Genomic DNA, 21611 nt, shown 5'->3' on the forward strand with positions numbered 1-21611 from the left:
GTTCGGCCTCTTCCACGACACCCGACATGGCGTATCCGGCGCTGTTGACCAGGGCGCCGACCGAGCCGTGCCGGGGCCGCGGCCCCGGCGGGCGCCGCGACGGACGTCTGGGCAGGCATCGGGACCGGCATGGCGGTCTACGACCGCCAGACCGGCACCTTCACGGAACAGCGCAACGCGCACGAGCGGTTCCGCTCCGCCTCGGTCGTCAAGCTCCTCATCGCCATCGACCACCTGTGGAACCGGGGCCCCGGCTACACGCTGCCCGCCGACGACCGGGCGCGGCTGGATGCGATGCTGCGCGCCAGCGACGACGCGGCGGCCACGTACTACTGGGGCCAGAACGGGGGTCCCGCGATCGTCGGCCGAATGGTCTCGCGGCTGGCACTGACCGACACGGCGGGCCCTCCCCCGGGCTCCGAGCGGATCTGGGGATACACCGCCATGTCGGCCGCGGACACCGTGCAGATCTACCGCTGGCTGCTGGAGCGCGCACCGGCCGGCCTCCGCGACATCGTGATGGGCAACCTGCGGGCGTCGACGCGCTGCGGCACGGACGGCTTCGACCAGCGCTTCGGGATCCCCTCGGTGTTCGCCCAGCCGTGGGCCGTGAAGCAGGGCTGGTCCGGCTTCGGCAGCAGGGGCCCGTGCGGCGCGACGTCGGCGGCTCCGGCGGTCCGGGAGGCGGCGTCCGTGGACGCGGCCGGCGTGGAACTGGCGCGTCCGGCGCTGCACACCACCGGCACCGTGGGAGCCGGTGACCGGACCGTCGTCGCCGTCTTCACGCTGCATCCGGAGGGCACGTCCTTCGACTCCGCGTACGCCACCATCAACCGGGTGGTGCGCAGCCTGACGGTGCCGGGCGCGACACCCCTGCCCGGCGGGTGAGCGGGTCCCGCGACCTGCCCGTCCGCTGACCGCGGGCGTCGCGGTCTCCCGCGCACCGCGCTCCGGAAGCGCTGCGCAGCCGTCCTCCTCACGGCAGGCCGACCGGCCTCGTCGGAGGTGGGCGGCGTTCGCGTGCCCGGCCCGCGCAGGTCGGCCTGTCGGCCACGGGCGGCGAGATTCCCGCCATCTCAAACTTGAATCTCTCGTTTTCTTTAATCTTTTGTGTTTATGGCGGTAGAGTTCGCCGACATGACAGCGCCCCGGACCCCGACGACCGCCCAGGAACTGCGCAGCGCAGGCCTGCGGGTGACGGCTGCCCGTGTCGCTCTGCTCGAGACCGTCCGGGACGGTGACCACCTCGGAGTCGAGGCGATCGCCTCCGGGGTACGGGACCGGGTCGGCCACATATCGCAGCCGGCCGTGTACGACGCCCTGCACGCGCTCACCGCGGCCGGGCTGATACGCCGCATCGAGCCGGCGGGCAGCCCCGCCCGGTTCGAGGGCAGGGTCGGTGACAACCACCACCACCTGGTGTGCCGCTCGTGCGGTGTCGTCGCCGACGTCGACTGCGCGACCGGCGAGGCGCCCTGCCTGACGGCGTCCGAGGACCGCGGTTTCTCGATCGACGAGGCCGAGGTCATCTACTGGGGCCTGTGCCCCGACTGCTCCACCGCTCGCAGCTCCTCAGCACCATGATCCGCCAGCTTGGAAGGATTCCCATGTCCGAAAACCACGAGGCAATCGTCACCGACCCCAAGACGGAGGGCGGCGAAGGCGGTTGCCCCGTCGCGCACGGGCGCGCACTCCACCCGACCCAGGGCGGTGGAAACCGCCAGTGGTGGCCGGAACGGCTCAACCTCAAAATCCTTGCCAAGAACCCCGCCGTCGCGAACCCCCTCGGTGAGCAGTTCGACTACGCCGAGGCGTTCACGTCCCTGGACCTGCCGGCCGTGAAGCGGGACATCGCCCAGGTGCTCACCACCTCGCAGGACTGGTGGCCCGCCGACTTCGGCCACTACGGCCCGCTCATCGTCCGGATGGCCTGGCACAGCGCCGGCACCTACCGGATCAGCGACGGCCGCGGCGGCGCCGGCGCCGGTCAGCAGCGCTTCGCCCCGCTCAACAGCTGGCCGGACAACGCCAACCTCGACAAGGCCCGCCGCCTGCTGTGGCCGGTGAAGAAGAAGTACGGCCAGAACATCTCGTGGGCCGACCTGATGATCCTCGCGGGCAATGTCGCGCTGGAGACGATGGGCTTCGAGACGTTCGGCTTCGCCGGTGGCCGCGAGGACGTCTGGGAGCCCGAGGAGGACGTGTACTGGGGCCCGGAGACCACGTGGCTCGGCGACGAGCGCTACTCCGGTGACCGCGAGCTGGAGGAGCCGCTCGGCGCGGTCCAGATGGGCCTGATCTACGTCAACCCGGAGGGCCCCAACGGCAACCCGGACCCGCTGGCCGCGGCCCGCGACATCCGTGAGACGTTCCGCCGGATGGCGATGAACGACGAGGAGACCGTCGCCCTCATCGCCGGCGGCCACACCTTCGGCAAGACCCACGGCGCGGGTCCCGCGGACCACGTCGGCGCCGACCCCGAGGCCGCCTCGATGGAGGAGCAGGGTCTGGGCTGGCAGAACAGCTTCGGCACCGGCAAGGGCGCGGACACCATCACCTCCGGCCTGGAGGTGACCTGGACGAGCACGCCCACCCAGTGGAGCAACGGCTTCTTCAGGAACCTCTTCGAGTTCGAGTACGAGCTGACCGAGTCCCCGGCCGGCGCCAAGCAGTGGGTGGCGAAGAACGCCGAGGCGATCATTCCGGACGCGCACGACCCGGCGAAGAAGCACCTGCCGACGATGCTCACCACCGACCTGGCGCTGCGCTTCGACCCGGTCTACGAGCAGATCTCGCGCCGCTTCTACGAGAACCCCGACCAGTTCGCCGACGCCTTCGCCCGCGCCTGGTACAAGCTCACCCACCGCGACATGGGCCCGAAGTCGCTGTACCTCGGCCCGGAGGTGCCCGAGGAGACCCTGCTGTGGCAGGACCCGCTGCCGGAGCCGGAGGGCGAGATCATCGGCGCCGCCGACGCCGCCGTGCTGAAGGCCAAGATCCTCGACTCGGGCCTGACCGTCTCACAGCTGGTCAGCACCGCGTGGGCGTCGGCGTCGACGTTCCGCGGCAGCGACAAGCGCGGCGGTGCCAACGGCGCCCGGATCCGCCTGGAGCCGCAGCGCAGCTGGGAGGTCAACGACCCGGAGCAGCTCCGTGTCGTCCTGGGCACCCTGGAGGGCATCCAGCGGGAGTACAACACCGGCGCCAGGAAGGTGTCCCTCGCCGACCTGATCGTGCTCGGCGGCTGCGCGGCGATCGAGAAGGCCGCCAAGGACGCGGGCTTCGACATCGAGGTGCCCTTCACGCCCGGCCGTGTCGACGCGACCGAGGAGCACACCGACGCGGAGTCCTTCGCCGCGCTGGAGCCGGTCGCGGACGGCTTCCGCAACTACCTCGGCAAGGGCAACCGCCTGCCGGCCGAGTTCCTGCTGCTCGACCGGGCGAACCTGCTCACGCTGAGCGCCCCCGAGATGACCGTCCTCGTCGGTGGTCTGCGCGTGCTCGGCGCCACCCACCAGCAGTCGCAGCTGGGCGTCTTCACCTCGACGCCGGGCGCGCTGACGAACGACTTCTTCGTCAACCTGCTCGACCTGGGCACGACGTGGAAGTCGACCTCCGAGGACCAGACCACCTTCGAGGGCCGGGACGCCGCCACCGGCGAGCTGAAGTGGGCCGGCAGCCGCGCCGACCTGGTGTTCGGTTCCAACTCCGAGCTGCGCGCGCTCGCGGAGGTCTACGCGAGCGACGACGCGAAGGAGAAGTTCGTGACGGACTTCGTCGCGGCGTGGGACAAGGTCATGAACCTGGACCGGTTCGACCTGGCGTGATCGTGACCCCGGGGCCGGCCGGCCGCTGTCGGCCGGCCCCGGCGTGCTGTCGCGTCAGTACAGCTTGTTGACGGCCGTGGCGGTGGTGACCCGGAAGTCGGCGACCTGGGCGTGCTGGAAGGTGCCCAGCTGCGCCCACTTCACGACCGTCACCGTCCTGCCGTCCCGGCCGACCGAGAACAGGCCGATGTCGGAGCTGCCCCAGCTGGACGAGGTGTGCACGCCGTAGACGTGGGCGCCCTCCTCGACGAACAGCTTCCCGTAGTACTTCCCCTCGGCGGTGATGTCCGGGTCCTGCCGCATCAGCGTCCCGGCGCAGTCGGCGAGCTTCTTGCGCAGCAGCGCGGCGAGGGCGGCGGCCCGCTGCTCGTCCCGCTCGACCACGGTCACCTGGAGCGCGTTGGTGTCGTACTCCGTCCAGTACGCGCGGTGACTGGAGATCGACGGCAGGGCCTCGCCGACGCAGATCGGCAGCGGGTCGGGCTGCCCGGCGGTGACCGCGCCGGCGTACCAGTCCGACGTCGGGTGCGGCGGCATGTCGGCCGGCTCCAGGAACCGGGGCGGGCCGTCGGGCCCGGCACCGGCCGCGGCCGTCGCCGGGACGGCGGCCAGGGCGAGCGCCGCCCCGGAGGCCAGGACGGCCAGGGCGATGCGGATACGGCGGGTACGGGTGTTCTGCATGGTTCCCCCAATACGGTGTGCGGGACCGGTTCCGACAGGCGCGGAAGGCCGGAAGGGCCTGCACTCCCACGGCCCGGTCCCGGGCATGTACAGCTCCTACGACCTGCCCCGGCGGTGGTTCGTTGCCCTGCGCCGCCGCCACAGGTCCGTCACGTTTGTCACCGGACGGCAACAGCGGTCCCGCGGCCCCGCGCCCGGAGTCGGTCCAGAGCCCGGCGGTTGCCGTCCGCGCGGCCCGCTGTGCCGTGTCGAAGGCCGTACGCCGGGTACTCAGAGCTGGCACGGAGGCCGCCCGGGGCCCCGGAAGGGCTCCGGGACGGCACAGGTCTTTTCAGTGAACGGAGGCGTGGTCATGACGCAGCACGGAGAAGAGGCGATCCTCGCCCGGCGAGCGGAGGCGCCCGATCTGCGTCTGACCACGGACACGGAGAAGCCGCCCGGGCACGGCGAGGCGCCACAGTCCGGACAGGCGCCCGCGAGTCCGCCGCCGGCGGGCCCGCCGCCCGAGGAGGAGCTGCCGCTGCCGCCCGACCGCACCCAGGCCATACTCGAGGCCACCAAGCGGGTGGGCGCCCTGCTGAAGAAGAAGGGGCACCGCTTCGCCCTGGCCGGCAGCGTCGCCGCCTACGCGCACGGCGTGAGCAAGAGCCTTCAGCACGACGCCGACTTCTGCGTCCGGCCCGAGGACGCCGAGGCGGTCGCGGCCACCCTGGCCGAGGCGGGCATCGCGGTCCGTACGCCCCCGGAGGACTGGCTGATCAAGGCCACCTGCTACGACCAGAACATAGACATCATCTTCGAGCTGGCCCAGCAGCCGGTCAGCACGGAGATGCTCGACCGTGCCGAGGAGATGCCGGTCGACTCGGTGCGCATGCCCGTCCTGGCGCCGACCGATCTGGTGGGCAGCCTGGTGGCGGCCTTCTCGGAGCACCACTGCGACTTCGGCGCGGTCCTGCCGGTCGCCCGCACGCTGCGCGAGAAGGTCGACTGGGAACGGGTGCGCGGCGACTGCGGCGACGCGCCGATGTCCGCCGCCTTCCTGTTCCTCCTGGAACGTCTGAACGTCATCGCACCGCCGAAGGAGCAGTCATGACCGAGCACGGCGCCGAGCAGGCATCCGGCGCCGCGGCGGTCCAGAGCCTGGACTACCGCGTCGCCCACCTCCACCAGCGGCTCGCGGAAGGCCCCCTCGGGGAGCTGGGCGTACGGGTCGAGGTGCGCGGGAACGCGGTGCTGGTGGGCGGCACCGTGCCGTCCGTGCACTGCCGCGACGAGATCGAGCGCGTCGCCCGGGAGGCGCTGGCCGGGCATCCGGTGCACTGCGACCTCGTCGTCGCCGAGCCGTCGTCCCCCGATCACGCGGAGGAGCTGGCATGATCCGCATCGCAGCCGTCGGGGACATCCACATGGGTCCCGACAGCCAGGGAGTCCTGCGCCCGGCGTTCGAGACGCTGCCCGAGTGCGCCGACGTCCTGCTGCTGGCCGGGGACCTCACCCGGCACGGCACACCCGACGAGGCCCGGGTGGTGGCACGGGAGATCGAAGGGCTCGCCGTCCCGGTCGTCGCCGTGCTCGGCAACCACGACCATCACGACGACCGTCCGGAGGAGGTCTCGCAGATCCTGCGGGACGCCGGCGTCCGGGTTCTGGAGGGGCAGAGCACGGTCGTGGACGACGGGCGGGTCCGGATCGGCGTGGCCGGCACGAAGGGGTTCGGCGGCGGTTTCGCCGGGCGCTGCGCGGGTGAGTTCGGTGAGCGCGTGATGAAGGACTTCGTGCAGCACTCGCGGGACTGCGCGGACGGCCTGCGCACGTCGCTGGAGTCCCTGGCCGAGGAGGGGTGCGACGTACGGGTCGCCCTCACGCACTTCTCCCCCGTGCCGGAGACGCTGGCGGGCGAGCCGCTGGAGATCTACCCGTTCCTCGGCAGCTATCTGCTGGCCGAGGCGATCGACACGGCGGGCGCCGACCTCGCGGTGCACGGGCACGCGCACGCGGGCACCGAGCACGGCATGACGAGCGGCGGGGTGCGGGTGCGCAATGTCGCCCAGCCCGTGATCGGGCGGGCGTTCCACGTGTACCACCTGCCGGCGCGCGAGCGGTCGGCGCTGGGCGCGACCGGCTGAACGGACCGGCCCGGCAGAGCAGTTGAGGCGCATGACGAAGGCCCCGCCGAGCGGCGGGGCCTCCGTCATGCCGTCCTGCGGGCCGTCAGCTCGCCCAGGCCAGCAGCCGGGCACCCGTCTCGCGTTCCCGCAGCCGGGTGAGTGACTGCTTCTCCAGCTGACGCACGCGCTCCCGGGTCAGGCCCACGTGCCTGGCCACCTGCTCCAGGGTGCGGGGCCGGCCGTCGTGGAGCCCGTAGCGCAGGCTGAGGATGTGGGCCTCGCGGGGTGCGAGCGTGCCGACGGCCTCGTGCAACTCCTCGGCGAGCGCCTGCTGTTCGGCGAGGTCGGCGGCCTGGAGCACGTCGGTGTCGGGTATGAGGTCGCCCACCACCGTCTCGCCGGTCTCGTCGACGGGCGTGTCCAGGCTGACCGCCTGCCGTCCCACGCGGCGCAGCCAGACCACCTTGTCCAGGTCGAGGCCGCCGTCCCTGGCGATCTCCTCGGCGGTGGGCTCGCGTCCGAGGGTGAGCTGGAGCCGCCGCTCGACGCGGGCCAGCCCGTGCAGCTGCTCCAGTACGTGCAGCGGCAGCCGGACGGTGCGGGCGTGCGCCGCGAGGCCCCGCTCGATGGACTGCCGGATCCACCAGGAGGCGTACGTCGAGAACTTGAAGCCCTTGGTGTGGTCGAACTTCTCCACGGCCCGTATGAGTCCGAGGTTGCCCTCCTGGATGACGTCCAGCAGCGGCAGCCCGCGGTGGGCGTGGCGCCGGGCCATCGCGACCACCAGGCGGAGGTTGGCGCGCACCATGTGGTCCCGGGCCTGCCGGCCGTCGCGCGCGGTCTCCTCCAGTTCACGGCGCCGACTCGGCGTCAGTTCCTCGCTGCCCGCGTGCCGCAGTTCCTCCGCGGCGCGCGCGCCCGCTTCGATGCGGCGGCCCAGGCGTACTTCCTCCTGTCCGGTGAGCAGGGGGGTGACCGCGATCTGCCGCAGGTACCAGCCCAGCAGGTCGGGTTCCTCGCCGGGGCCGCTGTCGCGGCTCGGGCGCTCGGTGTGCACGGGGTCCGGGCGGTCCGCGCCGCGGTCCGTCACAAAGGGTGCTGCCAGGGGAGACATCGTCAATTCCCTCCGTCCCCTCCGTTGTGGACCGGTCGGGTACCCGGACAAAACGGCATGAACCTCACATGTCGTGCCGCCTCGTCACGCAGGAGCGGCGCCGCGCCTCGCCGTTCGCCCGTGGGCACCACCGTGGTCCTCTGGTGTGATCATCCCTGTTCCACCCGCACGCCTCACCCGGATTGCGGATTTTGTCTGCTTAGCATCCAGGTCTGCGTCCGGCGTGCTGCTCGTCCGTCAGCCCGCGCACCGTGAGAGAGGACCCGCCATGGCGCCCACGGGCCGTCACAGAACTCTGTCCGAGCCCGCGCTCTCCCCCCACGACCAGGCGCTGCGTGCCGCGGCACCGCATCTCGGCCGGCGCCGCTTCCTCACCGTCACCGCCGCCGCGGCGGCCCTCGCCTTCAGCACGAACCTGCCGGCCCGGGGCGCGTCCGCCGCGCCCGAACTCGACGCCGCCCGCCTCGTCGACGACCCGTTCACGCTCGGCGTGGCCTCGGGCGACCCCCTGCCCGACTCGGTGGTGCTGTGGACGCGGCTCGCGCCCGTGCCGTACGAGGCCGACGGCGGACTGGGCACGCAGCGCGTGGCCGTGCACTGGGAGGTGTCGACGGACCAGTGGTTCGCGTTCGTCGTGCGCCAGGGCGTCGCCTACGCCCATCCGGAGTACGGGCACAGCGTCCACGTCGACGTGGGCGGCCTGATGCCGGGCAACCGCTACTACTACCGCTTCCGGGCCGGCGCCTGGATCAGCCCGATGGGCCGGACCCGCACCGCGCCGGCCGCGGACGGCTTCACCCCGTCGTTGAAGGTCGCCGCCGTCGCCTGCCAGGCCTACCACGACGGCTACTACACCGCGCACCGGCACCTCGCGCAGGAGGACGTCGACCTGGTCCTCCACCTCGGCGACTACCTGTACGAGTACCCGGTGGACCAGGCGGGCGGGGCCCGCCGCTACACCGACGTCACGCTGCCCGACGTGTTCAACCGGGAGACCGTCACCCTCACCGACTACCGGATGCGGTACGCCCTGTACAAGTCCGACCCGGACCTGCGGGCCGCGCACGCCGCCCACCCCTTCGTCGTCACCTGGGACGACCACGAGACGGAGAACAACTACGCCGGTGCCATCGACGAGCGGGGCGGTCCGACCGGGCCGTTCCTCGCCCGGCGCGCCGCGGCCTACCGCGCGTACTGGGAGAACCAGCCGCTGCGCGCCGCCCAGCTGCCCAAGGGTCCTGACGCGCAGTTGTACCGGCGGCTGCGCTGGGGCGATCTCGCCCAGTTCGACATCCTCGACACCCGGCAGTACCGCTCGGACCAGGCCTACGGCGACCGGCCGCACCCTGCCGGCCCCGAGACCGACGACCCGGCGCGCACCCTCACCGGTGACGCGCAGGAGCGCTGGCTGCTGGACGGCTGGCGGTCCTCGAAGGCGCTGTGGCACGTAATGCCGCAACAGGTGTGCTTCTCGCAGCGCAAGTTCGAGCAGGGCGCGGGGGCCCGGCTCTCCATGGACGCCTGGGACGGTTACCGCGCCTCGCGCGCCCGGGTCGTCGCGGGTGCGAAGGCGGCTGGGCTCGCCAACTGGATGGTCCTCACCGGGGACGTGCACGTCGGCTACGCCTTCGACATCAAGGAGGACTTCGACGACCCGGGATCGGCCACCCTGGGCACGGAGCTGACGTGCACCTCCATCGCCAGCGGCGGCAACGGCGCCGAGCGGCCCTCCAACTGGGACGCGTTCATGGCGGCCAACCCGCACATGAAGTTCTACGACGGCAGGCGCGGTTACGTCCTGGTCGAATTCGACCGGCGCTCGGCGCGGGCCGACTTCCGGATCGTCTCCACCATCACGAAGCCGGGCGCGCCCGTCACGACGGCCGCGTCCTTCGTCACGGAGGTGGGCTCCCCCGGTTTCCAGCGCGTGTGAGTCCGCGGCGGGCGGTGGCGGGCGTACTGCACCTGGCGGTCCCTTTGCGGCACCAAAGCGCGAATGCCCGCCGCCGTCCGCATCCGCGCGGCGCCGCGCGGCTAGGTCTAGGGACTCGTGACGCCTGTGTCCGCCGCGCGGCTGCCGCGCCGGGCACCGCCCTCACATCGTTCCCAGCGAAGGAGACAGTCGAATGGTCCACAGACACTCCGCGACCGGCCGTCGCGCCGCCCTGACCGCACTCGGCGCGCTGCTCCTGACAGGGTCGGCGGCGGCCGTTGCGGCCGAGCCGCCGCCCCGGCCGCTGCCTGGCTCGCCGCCGGGCGCCGCGCAGACGCTCGGCGCGGACAGGCCGTCGGCCGAGATGCTGCGGGCCCTGCAGCGCGACCTGAGGCTGACGCCCGCTCAGGCGACGCAGCGGCTGGTCAACGAGGCGGAGGCCGGGACACGCGCGGGCCGGCTGCGCAACGCGCTGGGCGAGCGGTTCGCCGGGGCGTGGCTGAGCGGGGTGACGTCCGACCGGCTCACGGTGGCGACCACCGGCGCCGAAGACGTGGCCCTGATCGAGGCGCAGGGCGCGAAGGCGGCCGTCGTCAAGAATTCGCTGGCCGCCCTGCGGGCGGCGAAGGAGAAGCTGGACGCCGCGGCGGCCCGCGTCGGCACCCGGGAGACGCCGATGTGGTACGTGGACGTGCCGGCCAACCGGGTCGCGGTCGCCGCCACCACGGAGGCCGCCGCGAACTCCTTCGTCAAGGCCGCCGGGCTGGAGAGCGCGAGCGTGACCGTGCGGGTGTCGGAGAACCGCCCGCGGCTGCTGGAGAACATCACCGGTGGCGAGGCGTACTACATCGACGGCTCAGCCCGCTGCTCGGTCGGCTTCTCCGTGACCAAGGACCAGCAGCAGGGCTTCGTCACGGCGGGCCACTGCGGAAAGCCCGGCGCCAAGACCACCGGCCACAACAAGGCCGACCAGGGGTCCTTCCAGGCGTCCACGTTCCCCGGCCAGGACATGGCCTGGGTGGCCGTCAACGACAGCTGGACCGCGACCGCCGACGTGAAGGGCGAGGGCGACACGAAGGTTCAGGTCACCGGTTCGGTGCAGGCGCTGGTGGGGGCGTCGGTGTGCCGGTCCGGGTCGACCACCGGCTGGCACTGCGGCACGGTCGAGCAGCACGAGACGAGCGTGAGCTACTCCGAGGGGACGGTCGACGGTCTGACGCAGACGACGGTGTGCGCCGAACCGGGCGACTCCGGCGGCCCGTTCGTCGCGGGCGCGCAGGCGCAGGGCGTCACGTCCGGCGGCACGGGCGACTGCAAGACCGGCGGCACCACGTTCTACCAGCCCGTCAACCCGATGCTGGAGAAGTTCCAGGTGACCCTGAAGACGGCCTCGGGGCAGACTGAGCCCCCGCCTCCGCAGGAGGGTGCGGCGGCGCGGTCCTGGGCCACGGGCCGGGTGTACGAGGCCGGGGCCACGGTCACCCACGACGGGGTGCGCTACCAGTGCCTGCAGAGCCACCAGTCGCAGTCCGCGTGGTCGCCGACGGGCACCCCGGCACTCTGGCAGCGGGTCTGACACCTCACCGGCGGCGGGTACGGCGTGGGTCCGTGCCCGCCGCCGCACCGTGCTGTCGCGCTACTGCTCGGCGAGGAGCGCGTACGCGGCGGCGATGAACGGGTCGTGGGCCCGGAAGCGGCGGGTGCACACGGCGGCCAGGGCCGTGCCGGTGTCGGGCCGGAATCCGAGGAAGGCCTGCTGGCCGAGGGTGGCGCCGCTGTGGAAGTACATCGGCCCGCCGTCGGTGGGGTGCCGGAACCAGCTGAGCGTGTGCACGTGCCGGTGCCCGAGTCCGCGCCGCAGCAGGGGTCGCCGCACGGCGTGCAGCGCTCCGGCGAGGGGTGAGCCCGCGGGGTCGGTGTGCGCTTCGAGGAAGGTGAGCAGATCGTGCGGGGTGGCCCGTACGGCGCCCGCCGCCTGGAATCCCCCGGGGTCGAAGGCGGGTACGGGGCGGTCGCCGTCCTTGGTGTGCCCGATGGCGTCGGTGTGCGGGCCGGTGGCTGCCAGGCCGGTCCCGTCCAGGCCGAGCGGGCGCAGCACGCGTTCGGTGAGGAGGTCCTCCCAGGGCGTGCCCGTCGCGGCGGCCAGCGCGTGGCCGAGGACGGAGACACCGAAGTTGGAGTAGCACCACCGGGTGCCGGGCCGGTGCCGGGGCCGGTGCCGCAGGAAGGCGTCGATGACGAGGGGGGCCGGGTAGCGGGCGTAGGGGTTGCTGCGCCAGGCGGGCAGGGCGCGGGCGTGGAACCCCGGTGGGAGACGGGGCAGTCCGGACGTGTGGGTGATCAGGTGGCCCAGTGTCACCGCGTCGGGCGCCGCCCGCCCGCGTCCCGGGTCGAGGAGCGCGGCGGCGGGCTCACGGCCGGTCAGCGGGCCGCCGTCGACGAGATGGGCGAGCAGCAGTCCGGTGAACGCCTTGGTGGCGGAGCCGATCTCGTAGCGCAGGTTCTCACGGGGAACCGGCGGGGGCGGCGCGGTGCCGCCCGCGCACACGATCCGGCGGCCGTGGCGGGACGCGGCGAACACGGCGTCGGGAGCGTCGGCGGCGGCGACGGCCGCTTCGAGCCGCTCCCGCAGCCCGGCGTCGCCGTGACCGGGGTCGGGCGGTGCCACCTCGGCCTCGGCGTCCGGCGGGGTGCCCGGCCAGGGTGTCGCGGGGGCGGTCATGACGCGGCGTGCGCCAGCTCGGACAGGGCGCGGGAGGTGGCCAGCGCGGAGGCGAACGCGGCGACCAGCGTGGAGTGGTAGACGACGTCGAACACCTCGCCGGGGTCGCCCTCGGGCATGGTGCGCACCGCGGGCATCGCGCCGTCGGGCTGCTGGGCGGCGGCGAACCCCTCCCAGGCGCGGGCGTCGAGGGTGGGGCGGGGCAGGCAGGCGTCGACGACGAGCAGTTCGCCGAGCAGGTCCCAGCGCCGCAGGTCCAGCCAGTCGTCGATCCAGGCGGGCAGCCAGGTCGCCAGGTAGCCGGCGATGTCCGGCGGCAGGCCCTGCGGGTTCTCACCCCAGTCGGTGAGGTGGAAGACGGCGTGGGTGATGTCGTAGGCGATGTGGCCCTCGACCGTCCACGGTTCGGGGGTGCGGGCCAGCCAGGTGGGGCCGAGCGCGTCGGCCTCCGGGGGGCGCGGGCGCAGGCCGAAGCGGCGCTGGAAGGCGGACAGGCCCAGGCGCCGGGTGGGCTTGGTCTCGAACGCCGCCCAGCTGTCGAGCCGGTGGTTCAGGGCGGCGGCCCGCTCGATGTCGGGCTGGCTGTAGCCGAGTTCCCGGAACGGCAGGTACACCTCGAACGGGATGGGTGAGATGGGCTCGGTCCGCTGCCCGCGCACCAGCATCCGGCCGCCGTCGAGGGTCTCCCGCCACGCGTGGTCGATGAGCCGGCCGGCCAGTTGGGCCTGCTGGGAGCCCGCGACGCCTTCGCGGAACAGCACCTTGCAGATCATCGCCAGTTCGCCGATCGGCTTGAAGCGTTCGAGGAAACCCACTTCGGGATCGACGTCCGGCTCCAGCCGGAAACCGTCGCGGTGCGCCCAGAGCCATTCGAGGGCGCGGACTCCGACGGTGTGCATCAGGCGCGTGTCGGTCATGCCGACGCTCCTTGTCCGAGGGTGAGGGTGGCGGCGAAGGCGGCCATCAGCGTGGAGTGGTAGCAGCTCAAGAAGTCTCGTGCGGGATCCGTCGCGTCGTGGTCGGCGTCCTGCGAAGCGCGCGGGCCTTCCTCGGGGATGGCGCCCGACGCGCTCTGCGCGGCAGCGAGCCGTGTCCACGAGTCGTGCAGCAGGGCGGGGTCCGGTGGCCGCGGAAGGCTCGCCGCGACGGCCAGGAGTTCACAGCTCAGATCCCACATCGCGGAATCGAGGCAGGTGTCGAGCCAGGGCGGCAGCCAGTCCGTCAGGTAGGCGGCGAGGTCGGGCGGTACGCCGTCGGGGGTGCGGCCCCAGTCGGTGAGGTGGAAGATCACGTGAGTGAGGGCGTAGCCGGCGTCGCGTTCGAAGGTCCACGGTTCCGGCAGGCCGCCCAGCCAGGTTCGCCGCAGCGCCGGCTGGGGTTGCCCGGGCCGGCTCATGCCGGTGCTCCGTTCGGCGCACAGCACGCCGAGGTGGCGGGTCGGGTCCTGTTCCGTGAGTCGCCAGCCGCGGGTGCGGGCGACGCGGGCAGCGTCCCTCTCGTAGCCGGTGTGGCGCAGGCCGGCGGCGGCGAAGGCCGCGTACACCTCCAGGGGGTACGTGGCGAAGGGTTCCAGGCGCTGCAGGCGGGGGAACAGCTCGCCGTGGCCGGTCTGGGCCCAGGCGAACGCCAGCAGGTTGCCCGCGCGGGAGTGCAGGGGGTCCGTGGGGGCGGTGCGCGCGCGGATGCTGCCGCAGACGCGGGCCAGTTCCCCGAGCGGCTTCCAGCTGGTGTCCACGCGGCCGTCGCGGTCCAGGGCGTCGTCACCGAGCGCGAAGTCCTCGCGGTGCGCGGTGATCCAGGCGAGCGCGGCCCGCGCCACCTGCCCGATCTGTCCCCGGTCCGCGGCCCGGCCGGTCCGCGCGGGGCCGCCGGTCTCGTCGGTCTGCCGTGTGCGTGCCGCCGTCACACGAGTACCTCGGTGCGCATCAGCTGGGCCGCCCGCACCTGGAGGGCGACGCGTGGGTCCTCGCCGCCCATGAGCGCCACGAAGTCCAGTCCGGTGTCGAGTCCCAGGGTGTCCGGCACGTCGGGCAGCAGCGTGAGCCAGCGGCCCGCGCCGGCCGCCTGCCGCCAGTCGCGTCGGCGCACCGCGCGGACGAAGCCCCGGGCGACGTCGACCGGGCGGTTGCGGGCGGCACGCACCACCGCGCAGTCCTCGCCGGGCAGGGCAAGGGAGGCGAGCACCGCGAGTTGGTGCGTGAGGCGCTGCCAGCTGCACGCGTCGAGCCAGGAGGCGCCGGGTTCCGCGTCGTCCGCGACGGGGGCGCCCAGTCTCCGGAGCGTGCGGGCCATCGCCCAGTGGCTCCAGACGACGGTGGGTGCCGCGTCGGCGGCGGGCGGGAAGCCCTCGACGGCGTTGCGGAAGGCGGTCATCAGCCGCGGGTCGGGGGGGCGGCGCAGCAGCACCTCGGGCAGGAGCGCGTCGGCGCCCAGTACCCGGAGCGCGGCGAGGCCGAGGCCTGCCGACTCGCCGTCCGTCGTCGTGCCGGACACTCGCACGTGGTCTCCGCTCCGAAGAGCGGAGACCACGTCGGAAGCGAGGTCCCGCACCGCGCCCTGCAACAGGGCGGAAGTGCCAGACTGTTCCATTGCCTGCTCCAGTCGATCCGGTCAACCCTTCTTGGGGCGAGGGGTCGGCGGCGACAGCAGGACGCCTCCCTGCCCACCGGCCAGCGCGAGTGCCGCGCACTCACGGCTGTCGCGGTAGACGCCGTCCGGCTCGGCGGGGTCGAGTGCCGCCTCGATGTCGGCGGTCTCGATGCCGGTGACCTCTTCGATCAGCTTTTCCGGAGTCATTCGACCATCTCCCTCTCGGGTTAATCCGGTACCTTCTACTTCTAGTTGAGCGAATGATGACGAATTATGCAAATCGCACCATGTGACACATATTTCAACGCTTCAACATCTCAGCGGGACGTAGGGACAGCACGACAGGCGAGGTGTGGACCGAACCGCGGGCGGCGCCAATCCGCTTCAGGGCGTGGACCGCTGACCCAGCCTCATGGCCAGCTGCTGCCGGATGTCCGCGGCGAGCCTGCCGCTCGCGCCCCAGGTGACCACCAGATCGGCCACGTGCCGCACCTTGATGTTGGTGCACATCGACGTCTCGCGGAGCACGTCCCACGCCTCGGCCGGTGTCATCCGGCCCACGGCCACCAGCACACCGATCGCCTGATCGATCACCGCGTGGGAGTCGACGGCCTGTTCCAGCTGCGCGACCTTGTCCTCCAACTGCCTGATCCGGTCGCGGTGGGTGTCCGGCTGCTGCACCACACCAGGGAGCTCGTCGTGCACGTCGCCTCCGCAGTGAAAAGGGCCGCCAAGGAGCGCCAGGGACAAGGAAGCGGCCGGTCCGAACGCGCACACGTGCGCAGCGGACCGGCCGCCGAAGCGTCCCTCCCACCGTCACACCCGGGTCGGGGGCCCGCAACACCAGGCACGGCGTGAGGGCGCGCCCGGAAGGGGAACCCGGCGTGGGCCGTATGCACCGACCTCCCCCACCGACACCTTGGAGATGGCCATGAGTGTGTTGCGCGTCCTCGGCCGGCCCATGCTGGCCTCGATGTTCCTCACCGGCGGCATGCATTCCCTGCGCAGCCCCGAGGAGGTCGCGCCCGCCGCCGAACCCGTCGTCCGGCCGGTCACCGAGCGCGTTCCGCCCCTGCCCGACCGCACCGAGGAACTCGTCCGGCTCAACGGCGCCGTCCAGGTCGGCGCGGGCCTGCTGCTGGCGACGGGCAGGATGCCCCGGATCGCCGCGTTCGCCATCGCCGCCACGCTGGTGCCGACCACCCTGGCCGGGCACCGCTTCTGGGAGGCGGACGACCCGGACGAACGGGCCCAGCAGCGCGTCCACTTCTTCAAGAACCTCTCGATGCTGGGCGGCCTGCTCATCGCCGCCGACGACACGGCGGGCGACCCGTCGCTGCTGTGGCGGGGCCGGCACGCCACGCACGCCCTGCGGCGCGACGCGAGGCTGGTACGCCGTTCCGTGCGGGCCGGTGCGCGGCCGGCCGGCGCCGTCGGCCGCGTCCGGGCCAAGCTGCCCGTGTGAGCCGCATCGCGGGTAGGGGTCGAACTGCCCGTGTGAGCCGTATCGCGTTAGGTCCCGGGGCGCCTGGGGACCCGGGTTCCGGTGGGTCCGCCCCCGGAGCCGCCACGACCCGTTGGAGGTGAAGGACGTGGGACACGGAGGAAACGTCATCGACGAACTGATGACGGACCACCGGGAGGTCGAGGAGCTCTTCGGCAAGATCGAAGCACTGCCGGCCGGGCACAAGGACCGCAAGGTCTACGCCGACCAGGTCACGATGGAGCTGATCCGGCACTCGGTGGCCGAGGAGGCCTATCTGTATCCGGCGGTGCGCGAACACGTGCCGAACGGCGACTCCATGGCCGACAGGGAACTCGAGGACCACGCCACGGCCGAGCAGATCATGAAGGACCTGGAGAGCTGCGAACCGGCGCACGCCGAGTTCGACCGGCTCATCGGGCGGCTGATGACCGAGATCCGCCAGCACGTGGCCGACGAGGAGGAGAACCTCTTCCCCAGCCTGCGCGCGGCCTGTCCGCCGGAGAAGCTCGACGAACTCGGTGACAAGGTCCGGCAGGCGAAGAAGACGGCCCCGACCCGGCCGCACCCGTCCGCCCCCGACAAGCCGCCGGCCAACAAGCTGCTGGCCCCGGGCACCGGACTGGTCGACCGCATCAGGGACGCGCTGTCCGGACGCGGAAAGCACCACTGACCGCAGCGCCGCCTCACACGCAGGAGGGCCCGTCGCCAACGGCGACGGGCCCTCCTGTTGCGCGTGCAGCGCCTACTCGTGCGCCTTCATCAGCTTCTGCACGCCCCCCACCACGTCCTGTGCGGTGCCCCCGTCGAGGAACAGCGCGGGAACCCGGTACGGCTCCCGGTGCCCGGCCGCCGGCGACAGGGTGAGGACGGGCGTGCCGACCCCGGCGGCGAGCTGCGCCGGGCCGGGGTCCCCGGTGACCAGGACGTCCGCCACGCGCAGCACCCCGGCCAGGGCCCGCGGGCCGGTGCGGCCGCCGAGGTCGACGGCCGTGGCGCCGCTGACCCGGCGGGTCGGCCCCGGCTCCCCCGGGCCGCCCGTGACGACCACGCGATGCCCGGCGTCGGCGAGCAGCTCCACGGCCTCCGCCCAGCGCTCGACGTCGTGCGGGCCCGCCTCGGCACCGGGGTGCACGACGACGTACGGGCCGTTGCCGGTCAGCGTGGCGGTGTCCGGCGCGGGCAGCACGCGCAGCCGTCCGTCGTCCCCGGTGCGCAGGCCGAAGCCCAGGGCGGCGGCCAGGTCGAGCGCCACCTCCGCCTCGTGCCGGCCGGGCAGCGGGCGGTGGTGGACGTCGAGCGGCCCGTCGGGGTCACCAGCGCCCACCGCACCGATCCGCGCCACCCCGGCGCGGCGCAGCAGCCGGACGAGCGGTGGCGGGTCTTCGCCGTGAGGGGTGAGGAGGAGGGCGAGGTCGTACGCCTCGGCGCGCAGGCGGGCCACCAGGGCGTCCTCGGCGTCCGTGCCGTCCCGGCTCCCGGCCCCGGGAATCCCGGTGTCCCTGCCGTCCCGGCTCCCCGTCGTCGGTGTCGCCGTGTCGTCGTCCGGGCGTACGACGACGGCGTCGACGTGGGGCAGCAGTTCGGCGGCGGCGGCGCCGGGCGTGTCGCACAGCAGGGTTACGTGGTCGGCGCCCGTGGACAGGGCGCGGACGGCCGGGCCCGCCAGCAGTGTGCCGTCGAAGCCGTCGGCGGGGACCACCAGGGCCTTCACGCGGACCACTCCCCGCCGCTGCCCGTGACCGTGGCCGGGGCGCGTTCCGGTGGGCCCTGCTCGGGCCGGGCCGTGAGGGCGGCGACGGTGCGGGCGAGGCCCTCCTCCCAGCCCACCTTGGGCACCCAGCCGAACAGTTCGCGGGCGAAGCCGGTGTGGGGCGGGTGTTCGGGGCCGGTGGCCTGCTCCTCGGTGAAGGTCAGGGGCGCGTCGGAGCCGGTCAGTTGGATCACCCTGCGGGCGATGTCGGCGAGCGTGACCTCCTCGTCCCCGCCGAGGTCGACCGGCCGTACCGAACGGCCCGCGGCGACCAGCAGGACGCCGTCCACCATGTCGTCGACGTAGCAGAGCCAGAGGGCCTGCCGGCCGGCTCCGGGGACCGTCACCGGCTGCCCGGCCAGGGCCGCCTCCACGAAGGCGGGGATCGGCAGGCCCTCGTCCGGGCGCATGCAGGGCCCGTAGGCGTGGAACAGCCGCACGATCCCGGCGTCGCTGCCGTGCGCGGCGTGCGCGGCGACCAGGGCCTCGGAGAAGCGGCGGGAGTCGGCGCAGGCGCTGCGCGCGGTGAGCGGACCGGGTGTGTGCGGGTCGCGGCCCGGTCCGGTGCCGTCCTCGGGCGATGAAGCCAGCAGGAACCGCGCGCCGTCGCGGCCGGCGACGGCCAGCGCGTTGCGGGTGCCGAGGCTGCGGGTGTCGAGGGTCTCCAGGAGGTGACGCTCCTCGTCCTGCGGTGAGGCGGGCCCGGCCAGGTGCAGCACGAGGTCGTACGGGCCCGGCAGTGCCGCCGGGCAGCCGGGGTCGGCGACGTCGCCTTCGAGGAAGCGGAAGCCGTCGCGTCCGGTCAGGTGCCGGACGTTCCCGGGGCGGCCGGTGCGCAGGTTGTCGAGACAGTCGACTCCGACTCCTGCGTCGAGCAGCCGCTCACACAGGTGCGAGCCGAGGAATCCCGCCCCGCCGGTCACCAGGGCCCGCCGCCAGGGGGCCGAGGCGAGGAGCGGTGCCGGTCCGGTGCCGTTGGAGGTCGTCGTCGGCATCATGAGCGCGCCCTTCCTCCTCCGCCGCGACCGCGCAGGAAGGGCCGATCAGTGCCCCGGCGCGTCACGTTCGTGCTCTGACGCCGATGGGAGCGGGCCGGTCGTGTCGGTGCGTGGGCGCGTGGGGCGCCAGAGGGGTGGTGGAGGCGGTCAGGTGCGCCGCGCCGCGCTCCCCACGGCCTGTCATCAACCCCGCTCGGTCGGCGAGTCCCGCCCGAGCCCGTGCGGCCCCGCCCCGCGGAGCCGCACTCGCCCACCCCCGCCGGCCGGCGTGCCCATACCGTCACGACCCCGCCGCGCGCAGCGCCCCCGCCGCCGCCTTGGCCGCGCGGCGGGCCAGGAGGGTGGTGGAGCGGCCGTCGAGGTACGGCAGGACCACCGCCTGGCCGCCCCAGTCGCGCAGGACGCGTGCCTCGGGCAGGTCCTGGACGGAGTAGTCGCCGCCCTTGACCCACACGTCGGGCCGCAGCCGGGTGAGGAGTTGCTCGGGGGTGTCCTCGTCGAAGACGGCGACGGCGTCGACGCTGCCGAGGGCGGCCAGGACACGGGCCCGGTCGGCGGCCGGGTTGAGCGGTCGCCCCGGACCCTTGCGGCGGGTGACGGAGGCGTCCGAGTTGAGGCACACGATGAGGCAGTCGCCGACGCGCCGGGCGCTCTCCAGCAGGCCGACGTGGCCGGCGTGCACGAGGTCGAAGCAGCCGCCGGTGGCGACGACGGTGCCGCCCCGGGCCCGCACCCGCTCGGCCAGTTCGAACGCGTCGGTGCCGGGCACGTCGGCCGGGCGGGCCGGGACGCGGGTGCGCCACAGGTCGGGGTTGCCCGCGCCGCCCGCCGCGACGAACGCCGCCGCCTCGGCGACGGCCCGTTGCAGCGCCTCCTCGGGCAGCAGCCCGTCGGCGAGCCCCGCGGCGGTCGCGGCGGCGAGGCAGTCGCCCGCGCCACACGGATCGCCGGTGGCCTGGTAGGGCGCCGGGACCAGCATCGGCGTACCGGTGCCGGGCCGGGCCAGCAGCACGCCGCGCTCCCCCAGCGTGACGGCGACACCGGCCGCCCGCCAGCGCTCCGCGAGCTGTGCGCCGCGCTCGGCGTAGGCACCCAGCGAGGTTCCGCCGTCGCCGGGGCACAGGGCCCGTGCCTCGGCCGCGTTGGGGGTGACGATGCGCGCCCCGGGCACGGGCGCGTCGCCCCGGGGGTGCGGGTCCCACACCAGCGGGGTGTGGCGGGCCGCGTAGTGCAGGTGCGGGCGCAGGGCGTCGGCGGTACGCCGGCCGTAGTCGGCGACCAGCACGGCGTGGGCCCCGGCCAGCGCGTCGCGCACCGCGTCGACCGGCAGCGTGTCCTCGGGCCCGCCGGGCGTGCCGCCGCCCCGGTCGATGCGGACGACGGGCCGGCCCCCGGCCAGGACGCGGGTCTTGACCGGCAGGGTGCCGTTCAGCGGGATCTCCAGCAGCCGCACCCGGCCGCGCAGGTCACGGCGTACGGCCTCGCTGGCGGCGTCGTCGCCGAGCGCCGTCACCAGGATCACGTCGCGTCCGCCGCGCGCGGCGAGGGCGGCGGCCAGTCCCGCGCCGCCGGGGTGCCGGCGGTCACCGGTGACGTCGACGACGGGGGCGGGCGCGTCGGGCGCGAGCCGGGTGGAGACGCCCTCGATGTCCTCGTCGAGCAGGACGTCACCGACCACGGCGAGCGGCTTCGGTGCGGTCATGACGCCCTCCCGGGGGTGACGGCGTGGCGTGCGAGGGGCGTGGCCAGGGCCGCGTCGAAGCATTCGCACAGCAGGTGCACGGCGACGAGGTGGGTCTCCTGGACGGTGGGGGTGCTGTCGGTGTCGACGCACAGCGCCTCGTGCGCGGCCTCGGCCAGCGGGTTCGGGGCGCGTCCGGTGAGCGCCCACACGGTGAGTCCGGCCTGCCGTGCGGTGACGGCCGCGGCGATCAGGTTGGCGCTGCGGCCGGAGGTGGACAGCAGGAGCAGGACGTCTCCGGGGCGGCCGTGGGCGGTGACCTGGCGGGCATAGACGTGGTCGAAGCCGTAGTCGTTGCCGATGGCCGTGACGCTGGAGGTCTCGGCGTGCAGGGCGATCGCCGAGTAGGCGCGCCGCTCCTGCCGGTAGCGGCCGACGAGTTCGGCGGTGAGGTGCTGGGCCTGGGCGGCGCTGCCGCCGTTGCCCGCGGCGAGCAGCCGGGCCCCGCCGGTGAGGGTGTCGGCGAGCGCCGTTCCCCACTGTGCGATCCGTTCGAGGTCGTTGCGGCGGAACCGGTCGAGGGCCTGTTCCAGTGACCGGCAGTGCAGTCGTGCGGCGTCGAGCGCGGGATGTTCGGTCATGGTGTCCGGGCGTGGGGGGGGGGGGGGGGGGGGGCCGGGGGCCCCCCCCCCCCCCGGGGGGGGGCGGGGGGGGGGGGCGCG

General features: G+C 73.8%; 22 protein-coding genes. 10 read left to right on the forward strand and 12 right to left on the reverse strand.

Going from position 1 to position 21611, the window contains the following annotated elements:
- The first annotated feature begins 129 nt into the window (after window positions 1-129).
- From AB0M97_RS29805 to katG, 3 genes are all read left to right on the forward strand, one after another.
- Window positions 130-888 carry a hypothetical protein gene (locus AB0M97_RS29805; RefSeq protein WP_365964091.1) on the forward strand — a complete coding sequence of 253 codons (759 nt, stop codon included), beginning with the start codon at window positions 130-132 and terminating at the stop codon, window positions 886-888.
- Between the two features lie 249 nt (window positions 889-1137).
- Window positions 1138-1584, forward strand: coding sequence for a Fur family transcriptional regulator (locus AB0M97_RS29810; protein WP_365964092.1), 447 nt, complete (start codon window positions 1138-1140; stop codon window positions 1582-1584).
- A gap of 23 nt (window positions 1585-1607) precedes the next feature.
- Window positions 1608-3827, forward strand: a complete 2220-nt coding sequence (gene katG / locus AB0M97_RS29815) for a catalase/peroxidase HPI (RefSeq protein ID WP_365964093.1) — start codon at window positions 1608-1610, stop codon at window positions 3825-3827.
- A 54-nt stretch (window positions 3828-3881) separates the two neighbouring features.
- Here katG and AB0M97_RS29820 read toward each other — a convergent pair whose 3' ends face one another.
- A complete protein-coding gene (locus tag AB0M97_RS29820; protein ID WP_365964094.1) occupies window positions 3882-4508 on the reverse strand; it encodes a hypothetical protein in 627 nt (208 codons plus the stop codon).
- Window positions 4509-4860: 352 nt separating this feature from the next.
- On the opposite strand from AB0M97_RS29820, the gene AB0M97_RS29825 reads away from it, so the two are divergent.
- The 3 genes from AB0M97_RS29825 to AB0M97_RS29835 are packed head-to-tail and all read left to right on the forward strand — an operon-like array spanning window position 4861 to window position 6634.
- Window positions 4861-5601, forward strand: a complete 741-nt coding sequence (locus tag AB0M97_RS29825; RefSeq protein ID WP_365964095.1) for a hypothetical protein — start codon at window positions 4861-4863, stop codon at window positions 5599-5601.
- On the forward strand, window positions 5598-5885 hold the full coding sequence (locus tag AB0M97_RS29830; protein WP_365964096.1) for a BON domain-containing protein: 288 nt from the start codon (window positions 5598-5600) through the stop codon (window positions 5883-5885). The genes AB0M97_RS29825 and AB0M97_RS29830 overlap by 4 nt, the downstream gene beginning before the upstream one ends.
- Window positions 5882-6634, forward strand: coding sequence for a metallophosphoesterase (locus tag AB0M97_RS29835; RefSeq protein WP_365964097.1), 753 nt, complete (start codon window positions 5882-5884; stop codon window positions 6632-6634). Before AB0M97_RS29830 ends, AB0M97_RS29835 begins: the two co-directional genes overlap by 4 nt.
- Window positions 6635-6719: 85 nt before the next feature.
- On the opposite strand, the gene AB0M97_RS29840 is transcribed toward AB0M97_RS29835, so the two are convergent.
- Window positions 6720-7730 (reverse strand): sigma-70 family RNA polymerase sigma factor, encoded by a 1011-nt coding sequence (locus AB0M97_RS29840; protein WP_365964098.1) that lies wholly within the window; start codon window positions 7728-7730, stop codon window positions 6720-6722.
- A gap of 268 nt (window positions 7731-7998) precedes the next feature.
- On the opposite strand from AB0M97_RS29840, the gene AB0M97_RS29845 reads away from it, so the two are divergent.
- Window positions 7999-9663, forward strand: coding sequence for an alkaline phosphatase D family protein (locus AB0M97_RS29845; protein ID WP_365964099.1), 1665 nt, complete (start codon window positions 7999-8001; stop codon window positions 9661-9663).
- 193 nt (window positions 9664-9856) lie between these two features.
- Window positions 9857-11239 carry a carbohydrate-binding protein gene (locus AB0M97_RS29850; RefSeq protein ID WP_365964100.1) on the forward strand — a complete coding sequence of 461 codons (1383 nt, stop codon included), beginning with the start codon at window positions 9857-9859 and terminating at the stop codon, window positions 11237-11239.
- A 60-nt stretch (window positions 11240-11299) separates the two neighbouring features.
- On the opposite strand, the gene AB0M97_RS29855 is transcribed toward AB0M97_RS29850, so the two are convergent.
- The 6 genes from AB0M97_RS29855 to AB0M97_RS29880 all read right to left on the reverse strand — a co-directional run bounded on the left by AB0M97_RS29855 (window position 11300) and on the right by AB0M97_RS29880 (window position 15679).
- Entirely contained in the window at window positions 11300-12385 is a 1086-nt protein-coding gene (locus AB0M97_RS29855) for a serine hydrolase domain-containing protein (RefSeq protein WP_365964101.1), read from the reverse strand.
- Window positions 12382-13302 (reverse strand): hypothetical protein, encoded by a 921-nt coding sequence (locus AB0M97_RS29860; protein ID WP_365964102.1) that lies wholly within the window; start codon window positions 13300-13302, stop codon window positions 12382-12384. The genes AB0M97_RS29855 and AB0M97_RS29860 overlap by 4 nt, the downstream gene beginning before the upstream one ends.
- Window positions 13299-14213, reverse strand: a complete 915-nt coding sequence (locus AB0M97_RS29865; protein WP_365964112.1) for a hypothetical protein — start codon at window positions 14211-14213, stop codon at window positions 13299-13301. Before AB0M97_RS29865 ends, AB0M97_RS29860 begins: the two co-directional genes overlap by 4 nt.
- A 74-nt stretch (window positions 14214-14287) precedes the next feature.
- Window positions 14288-14974, reverse strand: coding sequence for a hypothetical protein (locus tag AB0M97_RS29870; RefSeq protein ID WP_365964103.1), 687 nt, complete (start codon window positions 14972-14974; stop codon window positions 14288-14290).
- Window positions 14975-14995: 21 nt separating this feature from the next.
- A complete protein-coding gene (locus AB0M97_RS29875; protein ID WP_365964104.1) occupies window positions 14996-15181 on the reverse strand; it encodes a hypothetical protein in 186 nt (61 codons plus the stop codon).
- A gap of 177 nt (window positions 15182-15358) precedes the next feature.
- A complete protein-coding gene (locus AB0M97_RS29880; RefSeq protein WP_365964105.1) occupies window positions 15359-15679 on the reverse strand; it encodes an ANTAR domain-containing protein in 321 nt (106 codons plus the stop codon).
- A 226-nt stretch (window positions 15680-15905) separates the two neighbouring features.
- Between AB0M97_RS29880 and AB0M97_RS29885 the strand changes: the two genes are divergently transcribed.
- Both AB0M97_RS29885 and AB0M97_RS29890 read left to right on the forward strand, forming a co-directional pair.
- Window positions 15906-16439, forward strand: coding sequence for a DoxX family protein (locus tag AB0M97_RS29885; RefSeq protein ID WP_365964106.1), 534 nt, complete (start codon window positions 15906-15908; stop codon window positions 16437-16439).
- Window positions 16440-16566: 127 nt separating this feature from the next.
- On the forward strand, window positions 16567-17130 hold the full coding sequence (locus AB0M97_RS29890; protein ID WP_365964107.1) for a hemerythrin domain-containing protein: 564 nt from the start codon (window positions 16567-16569) through the stop codon (window positions 17128-17130).
- 72 nt (window positions 17131-17202) lie between these two features.
- Here the strand turns inward: AB0M97_RS29890 and AB0M97_RS29895 are convergent, their stop codons facing one another.
- From AB0M97_RS29895 to AB0M97_RS29910, 4 genes are all read right to left on the reverse strand, one after another.
- Window positions 17203-18171, reverse strand: a complete 969-nt coding sequence (locus tag AB0M97_RS29895; RefSeq protein WP_365964108.1) for a glycosyltransferase family 9 protein — start codon at window positions 18169-18171, stop codon at window positions 17203-17205.
- Entirely contained in the window at window positions 18168-19208 is a 1041-nt protein-coding gene (locus AB0M97_RS29900) for an NAD-dependent epimerase/dehydratase family protein (protein WP_365964109.1), read from the reverse strand. The genes AB0M97_RS29895 and AB0M97_RS29900 overlap by 4 nt, the downstream gene beginning before the upstream one ends.
- A gap of 280 nt (window positions 19209-19488) precedes the next feature.
- Complete coding sequence (gene rfaE2, locus AB0M97_RS29905) at window positions 19489-20910, reverse strand: D-glycero-beta-D-manno-heptose 1-phosphate adenylyltransferase (protein ID WP_365964110.1); 1422 nt, start codon at window positions 20908-20910, stop codon at window positions 19489-19491.
- Entirely contained in the window at window positions 20907-21530 is a 624-nt protein-coding gene (locus tag AB0M97_RS29910) for an SIS domain-containing protein (protein ID WP_365964111.1), read from the reverse strand. Before AB0M97_RS29910 ends, rfaE2 begins: the two co-directional genes overlap by 4 nt.
- Between the last annotated feature and the right edge of the window lie 81 nt (window positions 21531-21611).

The sequence above is a fragment of the Streptomyces sp. NPDC051207 genome, assembly GCF_040682395.1.
In the GTDB taxonomy this organism is placed as follows: Bacteria; Actinomycetota; Actinomycetes; order Streptomycetales; family Streptomycetaceae; genus Streptomyces.